15 protein-coding genes are annotated in these 15,470 nt (G+C 53.3%); 7 read left to right on the top strand and 8 right to left on the bottom strand.

From position 1 onward, the window contains the following. Positions 1–3: 3 nt before the first annotated feature. Positions 4–774, top strand: a complete 771-nt coding sequence (locus OSH03_RS13000) for a DeoR/GlpR family DNA-binding transcription regulator (RefSeq protein WP_151413502.1) — start codon at positions 4–6, stop codon at positions 772–774. A gap of 23 nt (positions 775–797) precedes the next feature. Here OSH03_RS13000 and speD read toward each other — a convergent pair whose 3' ends face one another. From speD to OSH03_RS12985, 3 genes are all read right to left on the bottom strand, one after another. Continuing rightward, the gene (gene speD / locus OSH03_RS12995) at positions 798–1,592 is read right to left on the bottom strand and encodes an adenosylmethionine decarboxylase (RefSeq protein ID WP_061099206.1); all 795 of its coding nucleotides are present in this window, start codon (positions 1,590–1,592) and stop codon (positions 798–800) included. Then, complete coding sequence (gene speE / locus OSH03_RS12990; RefSeq protein ID WP_266179253.1) at positions 1,593–2,462, bottom strand: polyamine aminopropyltransferase; 870 nt, start codon at positions 2,460–2,462, stop codon at positions 1,593–1,595. Between the two features lie 114 nt (positions 2,463–2,576). Beyond that, complete coding sequence (locus tag OSH03_RS12985) at positions 2,577–2,924, bottom strand: YacC family pilotin-like protein (protein WP_014882582.1); 348 nt, start codon at positions 2,922–2,924, stop codon at positions 2,577–2,579. A gap of 145 nt (positions 2,925–3,069) precedes the next feature. Between OSH03_RS12985 and cueO the strand changes: the two genes are divergently transcribed. Then, positions 3,070–4,629, top strand: a complete 1,560-nt coding sequence (cueO, locus tag OSH03_RS12980; protein WP_266179252.1) for a multicopper oxidase CueO — start codon at positions 3,070–3,072, stop codon at positions 4,627–4,629. 90 nt (positions 4,630–4,719) lie between these two features. Here the strand turns inward: cueO and OSH03_RS12975 are convergent, their stop codons facing one another. Continuing rightward, positions 4,720–7,110 (bottom strand): glucose/quinate/shikimate family membrane-bound PQQ-dependent dehydrogenase, encoded by a 2,391-nt coding sequence (locus OSH03_RS12975; protein ID WP_253540736.1) that lies wholly within the window; start codon positions 7,108–7,110, stop codon positions 4,720–4,722. Between the two features lie 208 nt (positions 7,111–7,318). On the opposite strand from OSH03_RS12975, the gene hpt reads away from it, so the two are divergent. Beyond that, a complete protein-coding gene (gene hpt, locus OSH03_RS12970) occupies positions 7,319–7,855 on the top strand; it encodes a hypoxanthine phosphoribosyltransferase (RefSeq protein ID WP_266179251.1) in 537 nt (178 codons plus the stop codon). A gap of 61 nt (positions 7,856–7,916) precedes the next feature. On the opposite strand, the gene can is transcribed toward hpt, so the two are convergent. After that, complete coding sequence (can, locus tag OSH03_RS12965) at positions 7,917–8,579, bottom strand: carbonate dehydratase (protein ID WP_014882586.1); 663 nt, start codon at positions 8,577–8,579, stop codon at positions 7,917–7,919. A gap of 107 nt (positions 8,580–8,686) precedes the next feature. Here can and OSH03_RS12960 point away from each other — a divergent pair, with 107 nt between their 5' ends. Continuing rightward, positions 8,687–9,613: an ABC transporter ATP-binding protein gene (locus OSH03_RS12960; RefSeq protein ID WP_159515530.1), complete on the top strand. Its 927-nt coding sequence runs from the start codon at positions 8,687–8,689 to the stop codon at positions 9,611–9,613. Continuing rightward, complete coding sequence (locus OSH03_RS12955; RefSeq protein ID WP_023334536.1) at positions 9,610–10,380, top strand: ABC transporter permease; 771 nt, start codon at positions 9,610–9,612, stop codon at positions 10,378–10,380. The genes OSH03_RS12960 and OSH03_RS12955 overlap by 4 nt, the downstream gene beginning before the upstream one ends. Before the next feature lie 37 nt (positions 10,381–10,417). Here the strand turns inward: OSH03_RS12955 and OSH03_RS12950 are convergent, their stop codons facing one another. After that, positions 10,418–11,797: an RCC1 domain-containing protein gene (locus OSH03_RS12950; RefSeq protein ID WP_266179250.1), complete on the bottom strand. Its 1,380-nt coding sequence runs from the start codon at positions 11,795–11,797 to the stop codon at positions 10,418–10,420. Positions 11,798–11,972: 175 nt separating this feature from the next. On the opposite strand from OSH03_RS12950, the gene OSH03_RS12945 reads away from it, so the two are divergent. Together OSH03_RS12945 and OSH03_RS12940 are read left to right on the top strand one after the other, a co-directional pair. Further along, complete coding sequence (locus OSH03_RS12945; RefSeq protein WP_266179249.1) at positions 11,973–12,413, top strand: PTS sugar transporter subunit IIA; 441 nt, start codon at positions 11,973–11,975, stop codon at positions 12,411–12,413. Between the two features lie 63 nt (positions 12,414–12,476). Next, positions 12,477–13,724, top strand: a complete 1,248-nt coding sequence (locus tag OSH03_RS12940) for a polysaccharide deacetylase family protein (protein ID WP_151413506.1) — start codon at positions 12,477–12,479, stop codon at positions 13,722–13,724. A gap of 1 nt (position 13,725) precedes the next feature. Here OSH03_RS12940 and OSH03_RS12935 read toward each other — a convergent pair whose 3' ends face one another. Both OSH03_RS12935 and OSH03_RS12930 read right to left on the bottom strand, forming a co-directional pair. Continuing rightward, a complete protein-coding gene (locus tag OSH03_RS12935) occupies positions 13,726–14,844 on the bottom strand; it encodes a fimbrial protein (RefSeq protein ID WP_266179248.1) in 1,119 nt (372 codons plus the stop codon). Between the two features lie 20 nt (positions 14,845–14,864). Then, a complete protein-coding gene (locus OSH03_RS12930; RefSeq protein WP_266179247.1) occupies positions 14,865–15,470 on the bottom strand; it encodes a fimbrial-like protein in 606 nt (201 codons plus the stop codon).

The raw sequence follows: 15,470 nt of genomic DNA, 5'->3' as shown, positions 1-15,470 counted from the left end.
GTTATGAAAGGGCAACACCGTCTGGATAAGATTGTGGCGTATTTGAAAAATCATACGCTGGTGACCGTGGAACAGCTGGTGGATGCGGTAGATGCATCACCTGCAACGATACGACGGGATCTGATCAAACTGGATGAACAGGGCGTGATCAGCCGCAGCCACGGCGGTGTTGCTCTGAAACGCTTTGAACCTGCTCAGCCTACAACCAATGAAAAGCAGTTACGATCGCCGGCGGAAAAGCGGGCGATTGCGCGTTTTGCCGCCTCGATGGTTCAGGCGGGCGACGCTGTGGTGCTTGATGCCGGCACGACCATGCTGGAGCTGGCAAAATGCCTGACTCATCTCCCGCTCAGGGTGATCACCGTCGATCTGCATATCGCTCTGTTTTTATCCGAGTTCCGTCAGATTGAAGTCACCATTGTTGGCGGCCGAATTGATGACAGTAGCCAGTCCTGTATCGGCGAGTTTGGTCGCAAGATGCTACGTAGCGTCTATCCCGATATCGCCTTCATGAGCTGTAACAGCTGGAGCGTGGAAAAGGGGGTGACTACCCCGACGGAAGAAAAGGCAGGACTGAAGCAGGAGATTATCGCTAACGCTCAGCGCAAGATCTTACTGGCGGACAGCAGCAAATATGGCGCTCACTCGCTGTTCAACGTTGCTCCGCTGAGCCGCTTCACTGATATTATTACCGATGTGAGTTTGCCTCTGCCCGTTCAGGCCGATCTAAAAGCGCAATCCGTTGCCCTTACGTTAGTACAGCCTGAACTTTAACGATATCGCTATCCGAAACGTCGTTACACGGCCGGAATGTTGCGGCCGTAGTAGATTTCGCGCATCTCTTTCCAGAGCAGGTCGGTGATGACCTTGCGCTCTTCTTCACTTAAATCTTCCGGCCTGGTGTGGAACATGTAGTGCTTAAGGTCGAACTCTTTAAGCATCATCTTGGTATGGAAGATGTTTTCCTGGTACACGTTCACGTCCATCATGTCATACAGCGATTTCATGTCCTCGGACATAAAGTTCTGAATGGAGTTGATCTCGTGGTCGATGAAGTGCTTCATGCCGTTGATATCACGGGTAAAACCGCGCACGCGATAATCAATCGTGACGATGTCGGATTCCAGCTGGTGGATTAAATAGTTCAGCGCGTTCAGCGGGGAAATTACGCCGCAGGTCGACACCTCAATATCCGCACGGAACGTGCACAGCCCGCCTTCCGGGTGGCTTTCCGGGTAGGTGTGAACGCAGATATGGCTTTTGTCCAGGTGGGCGACGACCACTTCCGGCAGCGGTCCCGGGTGTTCAGTTTTGTCGATAAGCTGCGGGTCGACCGGCTCTTCGCTGACCAGAATGGTCACGCTGGCACCCTGAGGTTCATAATCCTGTCGGGCGATATTCAGAATATTGGCACCGATGATCGAGCAGGTTTCTGAGAGGATCTCGGTCAGACGGTTGGCGTTGTAGAGTTCATCGATATAGGCGATGTAACCATCGCGTTCTTCCGCTGTTTTGGCATAGCAGATATCGTAAATACAAAAACTCAGGCTTTTAGTCAGGTTGTTAAAGCCATGTAGTTTAAGCTTTTTCAATTAGCTCACCCCCTTAGTGGATAATGCGTCTTGCAGGTACTGCGGCAGAGCAAACGCTGCGGTATGAATAGCCGGGTTGTAGTACCGACACGTGAGGCCGGCCTGATGGAAGCGGGCCTGGATAATTTCTGTAGAGAGATGGCGCAGCACGTCGTTATCCGTCGCCCAGGCAAAGGTCATGATCCCGCCGTAGTACGTCGGAATGGCCGCCTGATAGAAGCTGACGTCGCCGAAATAGGTGCTCAGCTTACGATGGCTGTCGAGGGCTTCATCCTGCTGCAGGAAGCAGACGCCATTTTGTGCGACGAAGATACCGCCAGGGTTCAGGCAGCGCTTGCAGCCTTCGTAGAACGAGGAGGTAAACAGCGACGCGCCGGGGCCGATGGGGTCGGTACAGTCAGAGATAATCACGTCGAAGGTCTGCGCGGTCTGGTTAACGAAGTTAACGCCGTCGTCAATGACCAGCTTGAAGCGCGGATCGTCATAGCTACCGGCATTGTGGTTAGGCAGATACTGACGGCAGAACGAGACCACGCCCGCATCGATCTCCACCATGGTGATGGTTTCAATGGACCGATGACGGGACACCTCGCGCAGCATCGCGCCGTCGCCGCCGCCGATAATCAGAACATGCTTTGCGTGTCCGTGGGCCAGCAGCGGAACGTGGGTCATCATCTCATGATAGATAAACTCGTCGCGCTCGGTCGTTTGCACTACGCCGTCCAGCGCCATCACGCGGCCAAAGGCGGCGTTTTCGAAGATGATGAGATCCTGGTGATCCGTTTTCTCATGATAGAGCACGTTATCAACGGCAAAGTACTGACCAAACTGGTCATGCAGTGTTTCATGCCACAACGTGTGGTCGGCCATACGCGGACTCCTCCTTTGTTAACATCCGTAACGCTCACAAAAATGAGCGAAACATGATAGCTAACTATAACCGTGGTTGCACGGTTATAGGTTGAACAGGGGGCGTCGGGAAGGTTATTTCACGTAGGCGAGCAGGCTGAGCGAATCGCGAGCCAGCGCTTTGCATTTTTTAGCCGTGGGAATGCCAATACCGCTCAAGTCGCGGTAGCTGTCTTCACCGAGCGCCTTCATGTCAAAGCTGTCGTAGTTGCTGAGATCCCACTGGTTCTGCTGGGCGAAAAAGACCAGCGCGCGGCGAATTTGCCCGTTGGGTAAATTCTGGTAGCCACAATCATTTTTCAGGAATACAAAAACCGCCGTTAAATCGGCCATATCTTCCGCTTCATTTTCACTGAGCGCATAGCTGTTCGCACACATTGCCATCAGGCTTCCGAACAAAATTGTCCTGAAAAACGTCTTCATTGCTTCTACCACTTCTTCACGGAAAATTAACGTTAGCACACTTGATGCCAGTGCGACGATCTTTATTATTGCCGCTTTACTTGACCTTCCGGTAAGGGGAGGGTTTATGCTCAAAAGATCGCCTGCTGGAAATAAGGAAATGAACATGCAACGTCGTGATTTTTTAAAGTATTCCGCTGTGCTGGGGGCTGCCAGCGCATTACCACTCTGGAGCCGCGCGGTTTTTGCGGCGGAAAGGCCTGCCTTACCCATCCCTGACTTACTGACCGCGGACGCCCGTAGCCGTATTCAGCTCGTTGTTCAGTCCGGTAAAACCGCCTTCGGCGGGCACAGTGCCACAACCTGGGGCTACAACGGCAATCTGCTCGGCCCGGCGTTGCAGCTACGCAAAGGGAAGGCGGTGACGGTGGATATCCACAATACGCTTGCCGAGGAGACGACGCTGCACTGGCACGGGCTGGAAGTGCCGGGCGAGGTGGACGGCGGACCGCAGGGCATCATCAAAGCGGGTGGTACGCGCAGCGTCACCTTTACGCCTGACCAGCGTGCAGCGACCTGCTGGTTCCACCCGCATCAGCATGGTAAAACGGGCCATCAGGTAGCGATGGGGCTGGCGGGGCTGGTGCTGATTGAAGACGATGAAAGCCGCCTGCTGCGCCTGCCGAAACAGTGGGGCATCGACGACGTGCCGGTGATTGTGCAGGACAAAAAATTCAGCGCGGACGGGCAGATTGACTACCAGCTGGACGTGATGAGCGCGGCGGTCGGCTGGTTTGGCGATACGCTGCTGGCCAACGGCGCGATCTACCCGCAGCATGCCGCCCCGAAGGGCTGGCTGCGCCTGCGCCTGCTTAACGGCTGTAACGCGCGTTCGCTGAATTTTGCCGCCAGCGATAAGCGCCCGCTTTACGTAGTAGCGAGCGACGGCGGCCTGCTGTCGGAGCCGGTGAAGGTGAGCGAGCTGCCGATGCTGATGGGCGAACGCTTCGAAGTGCTGGTGGACATCAGCGACGGCAAGCCGTTTGACCTGGTGACCCTGCCGGTCAGCCAGATGGGGATGGCCGTGGCGCCGTTTGATAAACCGCATCCGGTGCTGCGCATTCAGCCGCTACAGGTCACGGCCTCCGGTACGCTGCCGGACACCTTAGCCGCGCTGCCTGCCCTCCCGTCGCTGGAGGGGCTTACGCAACGCAAGCTTCAGCTCTCCATGGATCCAATGCTCGATATGATGGGCATGCAGGCGCTGATGAAGAAGTACGGCAATCAGGCGATGGCGGGGATGCACCACGGCCAGATGATGGGCCATATGAATATGGACCACGGCAAAATGGGCGGCATGGAGCACGGCGGTCACGGGTTCGATTTCCACAACGCCAACAAGATCAACGGCAAAGCGTTCGATATGAACACGCCGATGTTTGCCGCCACGAAGGGGCAGTTTGAGCGCTGGGTGATTTCCGGCGAAGGCGACATGATGCTGCACCCGTTTCACATCCACGGCACGCAGTTCCGCATTCTCTCTGAAAACGGTAAAGCGCCGGACGCACATCGCGCGGGCTGGAAAGATACGGTGAGGGTGGAAGGCGGCGTCAGCGAGGTGCTGGTGAAATTTGACCACGAAGCGCCTAAAGAGTTTGCCTATATGGCGCACTGTCATCTGCTGGAGCATGAAGATACGGGGATGATGCTGGGGTTCACGGTATAAAGCAGCGCGGCCTGATGCCCTCACCCTGACCCTCTCCCACGGGGAGAGGGAACAAACACAAAAACGGCAACCGAAGTTGCCGTTTTGCTTTTATTTTGCGTCGTCCGGCAACGCATACGCGACAATATAGTCGCCCATCTTCGTGCCAAACGAGCCGTGACCACCCGCAGAGATGACAACGTACTGCTTGCCATTCACTTCATAGGTCATCGGCGTTGCCTGTCCACCGGCCGGCAGACGGCCTTGCCACAGTTTCTCACCGTTGGTCATGTTGTACGCGCGCAGGTAGTTATCTGCGGTCGCCGCGATGAACAGCACGTTACCGGCGGTGGAGATAGGGCCGCCCAGCATTGGCATACCCATATTGAACGGCACCGGAACCGGCATCGGGAACGGCATGCTGTCCTGTGGTGTACCAATACGTTTTTTCCAGACGATCTGGTTGGTTTTCAGATCCAGACCGGAGATGTAACCCCAGGCCGGCTGTTTACACGGCAGACCAAACGGAGACAGGAACGGGTTCAGGGTCACGCCAAACGGCACGCCATACTGCGGCTGAATACCCGCTTCGGTACCGCTTCCTTTCGCGTCTTTCGGCTGCTCCATCGGGTTACCCGGACCGCGAGGGATCAGACGGGAAACGAACGGCAGCGCCATTGGGTTGGCAATTGCCACCTGACGGTTAGGGTCGACGGAGATACCGCCCCACTCGAACATCCCCAGGTTGCCCGGGAAGACCAGCGTGCCTTGCTCAGACGGCGGCGTAAAGATGCCTTCATAGCGCAGCTGATGGAACATCACGCGGCACACCAGCTGGTCAAACATGGTGGCACCCCACATGTCTGCACCGCTGAGGTCTTTCTTCGGACGGAAGCTCAGGTCAGAGAACGGCTGGGTTTTGCTGACGTAATCGCCTTTAGCCGCACCCTGCGGAACCGGTTTTTCCGGGGCAGGCACAACCAGTTTACCGTTGCTGCGATCCAGTACGAAGATGTTGCCGGTCTTGGCCGGTGCGTAAATGACCGGCACGGTTTTGCCGTTAACGGTAATGTCCGCCAGCGTCGGCTGGGACGGCATATCCATATCCCACAGATCGTGGTGAACGGTCTGGTAGCTCCACGCCAGCTTACCGGTGGTGGCGTTCAGTGCCAGGATAGCGCTCGCATAGCGTTCCTGCTCCGGCGTGCGGTTACCGCCCCAGATATCCGGCGTGGATACGCCCATTGGCAGATAGACCAGGTCCAGCTTCGCGTCATACGCGGCAGGCGCCCAGGAGTTTGGCGAGTTGAAGGTAAAGGTGTGCTCGTCCGATGGGATCGCGTTTGGATCTTTCGCGCCCGGGTCGAAGGCCCACAGCAGTTTACCGGTGTTCACGTCAAAACCGCGGATAACGCCGGAGGTTTCACGCGTGGAGAAGTTATCCGTTACCGAACCGGCAATCACGATAGTTTTATCGGTGATGATTGGCGGCGAGGTTGGCTCATACAGACCCGGCGTGGTGTCAGGCATGTTGGTCTGCAGGTTCAGGATACCTTTGTTCGCAAAGGTTTCGCACAGCTTGCCTGTTTCGGCGTTGATGGCGAACAGACGGCCATCGTTCACCGGCAGCATAATGCGGCGAGGACAGTCGGCAATGACTTCCGGGCTGGCATTATCGGCACGCGCTTCGTGGTAAGAGACGCCACGGCAGGTGACATGCTGGAAGGACGGATTGGAGTTCAGCTGTGGATCAAAGTGCCATTTCTCTTTACCGGTGGCCGCGTCGAGCGCGAACAGACGCTGGTGCGCCGTACACAGGTAGAGCATGTTGCCCACTTTAATCGGGGTCACTTCGTTGGTCAGCTCGCCAGGATCGTTCGGCATTTTCAGGTCGCCGGTACGGAATACCCAGGCTTCCTTCAGGTTTTTCACGTTGTCCGCGTTGATCTGCTTCAGCGGGGAGTAACGTTGACCTTCCTGGTTACGGCCATAGGCCGGCCAGTCACCGTCCGCCACCTGCGAGATAGCTGCCGCAGGCGTGGATTCCGCATTCAGCGTACCGTTGATCTCCTGCGGGTCGTTAAAGCCGGCCCAGGTAAGAATGCCGCCGCTGATTAACAGCGCTACCACCAGCGCCGCAACGGCACCGCTGGAAGGGACAATCAGGCGACGCCAGACAAACGGCAGGATCAGCCAGATACCGAAGAAGACCAGGATGTCGCTGCGCGGGGTCAGGGCCCAGAAGTCGAAACCGACTTCCCAGACGCCCCAGATCATCGTGGCGAGGAGCAGTGCGGCATACAGCCACAGTGCGGATTGTTTTCTACGCCAGAGCAGGACGGTTACGCCAAGCATAACCAGGCCCGCAATCGGGTAGTACCAGGAGCCGCCGATCGCGACCAGCCACACGCCACCGATTAACAGGTACAGGCCGCAGAAGGCGGCGAATAGCGCTGTTAGTGTCACCAGTAGACGCGGCTGTTTAGAGTTTGTTTCAGCCATAGAAAGTGTACTCGTCAGTTTTTGTTAATAATTTGCTAGCAACTAATTATAGGTATTAACAAGTGTGATCGGAATCACAATATTTGCTTTTTATAACTCATACGCCAGGCTTATCCATTTGCTGATATAATGGCTGGCTTGCGTTTCAATGCCTGGAATCAATTCATTCGCATTGAGAGATTTTCATTAAAATCATATGGTTAGTAATATGAAACATACTGTTGAAGTGATGATCCCGGAAGCCGAGATCAAAGCGCGTATCGCCGAACTGGGTCGTCAAATCACCGAACATTACAAGGACAGCGGCAGCGAAATGGTGCTGGTCGGTCTGCTGCGTGGCTCTTTCATGTTCATGGCGGACCTGTGCCGTGAAGTGGAGGTGCCACACGAGGTCGATTTTATGACCGCCTCCAGCTACGGCAGCGGCATGTCCACAACCCGTGATGTGAAAATCCTGAAAGATCTGGATGAAGATATTCGTGGCAAAGATGTGTTGATCGTTGAGGATATCATCGACTCCGGCAACACCCTTTCAAAAGTGCGCGAGATCCTGAGCCTGCGCGAGCCGAAGTCGCTGGCGATTTGTACGCTGCTGGATAAGCCGGAGCGTCGTGAAGTGCAGGTGCCTGTGGAGTTTGTCGGTTTCTCCATCCCGGACGAGTTCGTGGTGGGCTACGGCATTGATTACGCGCAGCGTTATCGCCATCTGCCGTATGTTGGGAAGGTAGTGATTCTGGACGAGTAATTGCGGGCTGATACCCTCATCCCAGCCCTCTCCCACGGGGAGAGGGTGAAAACCCCCGGCTTTATTTATGGTTCACATGCTTAAGCTTGAGGTTGGCAATCCCCGAACGGTAACGCTGCTCCAGCGTTTCGCGGTTGGTGGCGGTGACTTCCAGATTGCGCAGCAGGCCATCGTGAATACCGTACGCCCAGCCGTGAATTGACACCTTCTGCCCGCGCTTCCACGCCGACTGCATGATGGTCGAATGCCCAAGGTTATATACCTGCTCCATCACGTTGAGCTCGCATAGGGTGTCCATGCGTCTCTCCTGCGGCATTTCGCCGAGCAGTGAACTATGTTTGAACCAGATATCGCGAATGTGCAGAAGCCAGTTATCAATTAATCCCAGCTCCGGGTTTTCAACCGCCGCCTGCACGCCGCCGCAGCCGTAGTGGCCGCAAATAATGATGTGCTCGACTTCCAGAACGTCAACGGCATACTGAACCACGGAAAGGCAGTTGAGATCGGTATGAATCACCAGGTTGGCGACGTTGCGGTGAACAAACAGTTCGCCGGGCTCAAGGCCGGTCAGGCGCTCGGCAGGTACGCGGCTGTCGGAACAGCCAATCCAGAGAAAGCGCGGGTTCTGGGCTTGTGCGAGTTTTCCAAAAAATCCGGGGTCTTCCTCCACCAGCATTTTTGACCATAGTGCATTGTTGCTAATGAGTGTATCTATGTCGTTCATGGAGGTTAGCGACCTGTAACCGAGTAATTGCGTTGCGCTACTATAGGGTAACCCGACTTTTAATGAAACCACACAACGTGTGTAAGAACTGAAGGTAAGTTAAATTCATGGCAATTGCACTGGAGCTTGAGCAGCTTAAAAAAACCTATCCGGGTGGCGTTCAGGCGCTACGCGGGATAGATCTAAAAGTAGAGGCCGGGGATTTTTACGCGCTTCTGGGGCCGAACGGGGCGGGAAAATCCACCACTATCGGGATCATCAGCTCGCTGGTGAACAAAACCTCCGGCCGCGTCAGCGTGTTCGGATACGATCTGCAAAAAGATGTGGTGAATGCCAAGCGCCAGCTGGGGCTGGTACCGCAGGAGTTCAACTTCAACCCGTTTGAAACGGTGCAGCAGATTGTTGTGAACCAGGCGGGGTATTACGGGGTTGAGCGTAAAGAGGCGCTGGAGCGCAGCGAAAAGTACCTGAAACAGCTCGACCTGTGGGAAAAGCGTAATGAGCGTGCGCGGATGTTGTCCGGCGGGATGAAGCGCCGCCTGATGATTGCCCGCGCGCTGATGCACGAGCCGAAGCTGCTGATCCTCGATGAACCGACCGCGGGCGTGGATATCGAACTGCGTCGTTCCATGTGGGGCTTCCTGAAGGATCTCAACGACAAAGGCACCACCATCATTTTGACCACCCACTATCTTGAAGAAGCAGAGATGCTGTGCCGCAACATCGGCATTATTCAGCACGGCGAGCTGGTGGAGAACACCTCAATGAAGAACCTGCTCTCCAAGCTGAAATCCGAAACCTTTATTCTCGATCTGGCGGCAAAAAGCCCGCTGCCGAAGCTTGAAGGGTACCAGTATCGCCTGGTGGATACCTCGACGCTGGAAGTGGAAGTGCTGCGCGAGCAGGGGATCAACAGCGTGTTTTCACAGCTGAGCGCGCAGGGGATTCAGGTCTTAAGCATGCGTAACAAAGCGAACCGACTGGAAGAGCTGTTTGTCTCTCTGGTACATGACAAACAAGGAGACAAGGCATGACGCATCTTTACTGGGTCGCGCTGAAAAGTATCTGGGCGAAAGAGATCAACCGCTTTATGCGTATCTGGGTGCAAACCCTGGTACCGCCGGTCATCACCATGACGCTCTATTTCATCATCTTCGGTAACCTGATCGGTTCCCGCATTGGTGAGATGCACGGTTTTACCTATATGCAGTTTATCGTGCCGGGCCTGATCATGATGGCGGTGATCACCAACGCCTACGCGAACGTGGCCTCGTCGTTCTTCAGCGCTAAGTTCCAGCGCAACATTGAAGAGCTGCTGGTGGCGCCGGTGCCGACGCACGTCATTATCGCCGGTTACGTGGGCGGCGGCGTGGCGCGCGGTCTGTGCGTGGGGATCCTGGTCACGGCGATTTCGCTATTCTTTGTGCCGTTCCAGGTCCACTCGTGGCTGTTCGTGGCGCTCACGCTGCTGCTGACGGCAATCCTGTTCTCGCTGGCTGGATTGCTGAACGCGGTGTTTGCTAAGACGTTTGACGACATCAGCCTGATCCCGACCTTCGTGCTGACACCGCTGACCTATCTTGGCGGGGTATTCTACTCCCTGACGCTGCTGCCGCCGTTCTGGCAGGCGCTGTCGCACCTGAACCCGATTGTCTACATGATCAGCGGCTTCCGCTTTGGCTTCCTTGGCATTACCGATGTTCCGCTGTTTACCACGGTAGCGGTGCTGGTGGTGTTCATCATCGCCTTCTACCTGCTGTGCTGGTATCTGATCCAGCGCGGGCGCGGTCTGCGTAGCTAATTATTATCCCGGCACCGTTAAGGTGCCGGGAGCATGTTCACTCCCATGCGTAAGTGATGTTGTTCTGAAGCTCCGGTGGCACGTTGCTCATATCGCCACCGTATTCCCCCCAGACGATCACCTTTCCATCATTGCGCAGGGCGCAGAAGCCATAAATTGAACCGTAAATAGCGCGGATGTCATACAGTTCACTGGCTACAGGCGTGGTATCCCCCCCTTGATCAGGATGACCCCATGCAACTATGCTGCCGTCGTTCTTTAGCGCAGCCATGCAGTCCGGCGAAGCACAAATGTGAATTACTCCGGTAAGATCGTCTGGTTGTTGCACATAGTGAGGATTGGAAAATTTGCCCCAGGAGTATACTTTTCCTTCAGGAAGCAGAACGGCACCGGTGTGCTCCTCTCCCATTTGCACATCAATAATATCCGTACGATTGGCTATTTCTGGTGGAATAACATTTGTATTCCATCCCCATTCGACAAGCATATTATTGGCTCTTTGTGCTGTAAAACCGCTATAGTATGGGTAGATATTGATTATATCATTCAGAATAGCTATATCTTCTGGTAGTGTTCCTCCTCTCTCACTATCTCCCCATGCAGATATTTTTCCACTTTCGTGCAAAACGATAAAAACAGCATCGTTACCAAATATCCTTTTTGCATCAGATATGTCATTTAAGTACGCGGGTAACTCGCCTCCCTTTAATGGATCTCCCCATGCAACGATGTGTCCATTTTCTTTAATCGCGGCAAATGCGCCATTAGTTGCCTCTATTGCAACAAAATCAGCCATTTCTGCAATCTGCTCGGGCATAGGCCACTGATAACCAGGATCGCTCCACTGTACAATTTGCTTATTTTCTCGCAATGCGAGGAATGCCCGTTTGCCATCGCTCCATGTAGTGAGACATTTAACGACGCTGACATCATTCAGCGCGGCCACATCATCCGGTATGGGGTCGTCAGACGTTTTTCCCCATACAAAAATTTGATTGAGGTTATTAATACCAACTGACGTATCATCAGAGCCATAAACAACCTTAACATCATGATTACGGTCACTGGTTGGCGTGGCGTCAGCTTCTCCTGGTAACCCCCATGCCACCACCTTGCCATTATCCTGAATGGCTGCGAAAGAAGATCCTGCACCGCCGATATTACTTATATTTACCAAACTACCTCGTACATAGAGTTCCGAGTTTACTAACAATCTTTTCGTCGGTTTTGTATCGGCAAACATACTACCAGTAAATATATCATCAGGGGCATCTTCATAACACCAATCAACGACTACAGGTTCCAGAGTATTTTTATCTAATGCGACAAGTTTTCTTTCATTATTAGCCCAGGACATACCGACCTGTGTACGTCCACCCATTATTTTTAAATCAAAATTTTCTGTAGTATGTTCCATTCTCTTCACCTTGTTTATAAATGACGTTATAACATTTTCACTTAATATTTGGCTGGTAAAGTTACTTATACTTAAAGGTTAATAGTGTAATTTTAATGTTTTTAGTTTGATCGTTGTCACGCTTAACCTCCTTTTAAGCCGTTATACTTTTTCACCCAATAAAAGGAGAGGTCAGATGCTTGGTTGGGTTATAACCTGTCATGATAACGAAGCTCAGAAGCTGATTGAGCATCTGGAAAAAAAGTATAGCCCACTGGCTCAGTGCCGCGCGGTAAACTACTGGCGTGGGCTCAGCACCAACATGCTCAGCCGGATGATGTGCGATGCCCTGCATGAAACGGACACCGGTGATGGCGTGATTTTTCTTACCGATAAATCCGGTGCTGCGCCTTACCGGGCCGCGGCGCTGCTGAGCCACAAGCATAATAATTGTGAAGTGATCTCCGGTATCAGCCTGCCTTTACTCGAAACCCTGTATCCTTTTCGCGCCTCATTAAGCAGTGCTGAATTTCGAAATACCATTGTGGCGCAGGGATCGCCGGAAGTGAGCAGCCTGTGGCATCAGCAGCAGAAGAACCCGCCTTTCGTTCTGCTTCACGATCTGTATAAGCATTAAACATTGGTATTGATGTCGCTTTTGCTACAATGGCGACTGATTTCCCGTGTCGATTTATATCCTATGTTCATGCGCGTTATCTTTCTCCTTTTGCTGCTGGTTTCCGGCGGGGCGTCTGCCAGCCTGATAAGTCAGCAAGGGCTTCCTGCTCAATATATGCAAACCACTGAGGATGCGGCCATCTGGGCTCAGGTGGGTAACTCCGTGGTTAACGTGGGCAATATCCGCGCCGGGCAGATCCTCGCGGTCTTTCCCGCCGCGGCGGATTATTATGAATTTCGCTTCGGATTCGGCACGGGATTTATCGATAAAGAGCATCTGGAGAAAGTGCAGGGCAAGCAGCGCGTTGAGGACAGCCTGGGCGATCTGAACAAGCCGCTCAGTAACCAGAACCTCATCACCTGGAAAGATACGCCCGTCTATAACGCGCCCAGCAGCGGAAGCGCGCCCTTTGGTACCCTTAGCGCCAACCTGCGTTATCCCATTCTGAACAAACTTAAAGACCGTCTGAATCAGACCTGGTATCAGATCCGCATCGGCAATCGCCTGGCGTGGATCAGCAGCCTGGATGCGCAGGAAGATAACGGCATTCCGGTTCTGACCTACCACCATATCCTGCGCGATGAGGAGAACACCCGTTTTCGTCATACCTCCACCACCACCAGCGTGCGCGCGTTCAGCAACCAGATGACCTGGCTTCGCGACCAGGGTTACACCACGCTGACGATGTACCAGCTGGAAGGCTACGTGCGTAACAGGATGAACCTGCCCGCGAAGGCGGTAGTGATTACGTTTGACGACGGCCTGAAGTCGGTGAGCCGCTACGCGTATCCTGTGTTGAAAGAGTACGGCTTCAACGCGACGGCGTTTATCATTTCGTCGCGTATTAAAGGCCATCCGCAAAAGTGGGACCCGAAATCGCTGCAGTTTATGAGCGTTCAGGAAATCAAAGGCATTCAGGATGTGTTCGACATTCAGTCTCACACTCACTTCCTGCACCGCGTGGACGGGTATAAACACCCGATCCTACTGAGCCGCAGCTATCATGTGATCCTGTTTGATTTTGAGCGTTCTCGCCGCGCCCTGGCGCAGTTCAACCCGCGCGTGCTGTATCTTTCGTATCCGTTCGGCGGCTACGATAATAAAGCGATCAAGGCGGCGAACGATGCCGGTTTTCATCTGGCGGTGACGACGGTGAAAGGGAAGGTGAAGCCGGGGGATAATCCGTTCTTACTGAAGCGCCTGTATATCTTAAGAACGGATTCGCTGGAGACCATGTCGCGGCTGATCAGCAATCAGCCGCAGGGGTAGGTTAGTAGTAATTTATCGAGAAGGTCGCAACGCCTTTATAATTACCGGCTGTAAGTGGTTCGTTATAGTTTCTGCCCATATCAGCCATAAATGGTAAATTTACTGATGAGTTCGTACCTACCTGGTACCAATTATCTGAATCGTCACGGAATCCCTCAAGCGATGTGTACGCATAGGCACCGTCGTTAACCACCAGTCCCGAAGTTGGCTCTGTTGTGAACCGTGCCCAAAGTGATATTTGAAGTCCTTTAGCTGCATTGGAAGTCAGTGTATTTCCAAGCAGACTTTTATCACTGCCTGTAACGGCAGAGCTCACTTTGAGCTTAACGGCACCAACGTTATTACAGCCCTGAAGTTGTAGGTTGAAAGCCTTGTATGGGAAAAAACCTTGCCTGATAGAAGAGAACATCGCTTCGCCGAAGTCGACGTTATTTGTGCCGTTGTTAACGGTCGCGACCTTACAGGTGGAAGCTGATACCGGAATACTGAAACTCGACGTGGTGACATCGAAATACCAGGGCTTGTTGTTACTGTCGGTATGGTTACCGATTGACATCCCCCCAATGCGTGCAGAGGCTTTAGGGGTAATTTTCGTTGCGCCATTCATGTTGCCCGTAAACTCACCGTTGTTCTGGTAGAGCTTAATCTGAATTTTCCAGTTATGGCTTACATTCGGCGCATGAACGCCCAGCGATTCCCATCTTCCAAGGGTGGGGGAGAACCAGGCTCCGGGGTTATTATCGCTGTAGACCCGCACCGCATAATAAATTCCCGTGATATTCGTCGGCCACACAGCGGTATCGTTATCAGCACCTTTATTATCGTAGGTGATGTTTTCCATCGTGTCGCCATCGTCACCGGGATCGCATTCGGACCAAAGTGCAGGCGTGAGGGAGGCGTCATACACCTCACCAATCTCCATCATGCCTGAATATCCTGCGAACGTGTTGAAATAGACCGGCGTACCTGAGGAACCGTTGATAATGGTCGACGAACCGCCTTCGCCATAAGCGCCAAAGTGACATTCACCAGCCAGAGAAGCACTGGCGTAAGTCAAAAACAGGAGTGCCGTCATCATCTTTATAATGACGTGGCAATGCTGATATCCCTTTTTATTCATGAGTAATTTCCTTTTCTACTCTATTTATAGGTTGCGTTAACGATAACTCTGCTTGTGACTTTACCTGCCGTGACCGTACCGGTATTTTGCAGGCGCGCGTAGAATGGGTATTCTTTTGCCCAGTCATCGGTATTGGTATCAAGCGCAACGCTGGAGGTTCCATCCGAATTTAAGACGTTGGTATTCAATGCCTTTGAAAAGATAACCACGCCCGTGTTATCCGCACCGCCTTCAGCCACGCTGGTCTCGTTAATAAAGACCTGGTGAGATCCCGTTGGCCAAGTTTTACTTTGCGGCTGAAAGCTAAAAATAAGCTTTGTAATGGCTTCGGCACCACCCGCACACTCTTCCACTTTTACCTTAAACTCGGTGCCTGATGCAGCATCCGTTGGTTGCAGTCGCGTACTGCCGTCTGAATTATAAAACCATGACTTTCCCACCGTTGGTAAATGTACTTTACCGTCACCGGAAATGGATACCTGACATGTGTTTTCAATAATGTTGGCATTAAGCGTAATATCCATGCCTGGTTCTTCTGCCAGGCATGGGGCAGACCAATGCCAACTGAGTAGCCCTGCCAAGAGTGTGAATCTTTTCAGGCTATTATTTTTTATATTTCGCAACAT

This window comes from Enterobacter nematophilus (genome assembly GCF_026344075.1).
GTDB lineage: Bacteria > Pseudomonadota > Gammaproteobacteria > Enterobacterales > Enterobacteriaceae > Enterobacter > Enterobacter nematophilus.
The sequence above is the reverse complement of the archived record's forward strand: the minus strand, read 5'-3'. Positions and strand labels throughout refer to the sequence as shown.

Coding starts and splice junctions, on each gene's coding strand:
- OSH03_RS13000 (WP_151413502.1), top strand. CDS start 4: ATGAAAGGGCAACACCGTCTGGATAAGATTGTGGCGTATTTGAAAAAT.
- speE (WP_266179253.1), bottom strand. CDS start 2,462: ATGGCCGACCACACGTTGTGGCATGAAACACTGCATGACCAGTTTGGT.
- OSH03_RS12985 (WP_014882582.1), bottom strand. CDS start 2,924: ATGAAGACGTTTTTCAGGACAATTTTGTTCGGAAGCCTGATGGCAATG.
- cueO (WP_266179252.1), top strand. CDS start 3,070: ATGCAACGTCGTGATTTTTTAAAGTATTCCGCTGTGCTGGGGGCTGCC.
- OSH03_RS12975 (WP_253540736.1), bottom strand. CDS start 7,110: ATGGCTGAAACAAACTCTAAACAGCCGCGTCTACTGGTGACACTAACA.
- hpt (WP_266179251.1), top strand. CDS start 7,319: ATGAAACATACTGTTGAAGTGATGATCCCGGAAGCCGAGATCAAAGCG.
- can (WP_014882586.1), bottom strand. CDS start 8,579: ATGAACGACATAGATACACTCATTAGCAACAATGCACTATGGTCAAAA.
- OSH03_RS12960 (WP_159515530.1), top strand. CDS start 8,687: ATGGCAATTGCACTGGAGCTTGAGCAGCTTAAAAAAACCTATCCGGGT.
- OSH03_RS12955 (WP_023334536.1), top strand. CDS start 9,610: ATGACGCATCTTTACTGGGTCGCGCTGAAAAGTATCTGGGCGAAAGAG.
- OSH03_RS12950 (WP_266179250.1), bottom strand. CDS start 11,797: ATGGAACATACTACAGAAAATTTTGATTTAAAAATAATGGGTGGACGT.
- OSH03_RS12945 (WP_266179249.1), top strand. CDS start 11,973: ATGCTTGGTTGGGTTATAACCTGTCATGATAACGAAGCTCAGAAGCTG.
- OSH03_RS12940 (WP_151413506.1), top strand. CDS start 12,477: ATGTTCATGCGCGTTATCTTTCTCCTTTTGCTGCTGGTTTCCGGCGGG.
- OSH03_RS12935 (WP_266179248.1), bottom strand. CDS start 14,844: ATGAATAAAAAGGGATATCAGCATTGCCACGTCATTATAAAGATGATG.
- OSH03_RS12930 (WP_266179247.1), bottom strand. CDS start 15,470: ATGTTGCGAAATATAAAAAATAATAGCCTGAAAAGATTCACACTCTTG.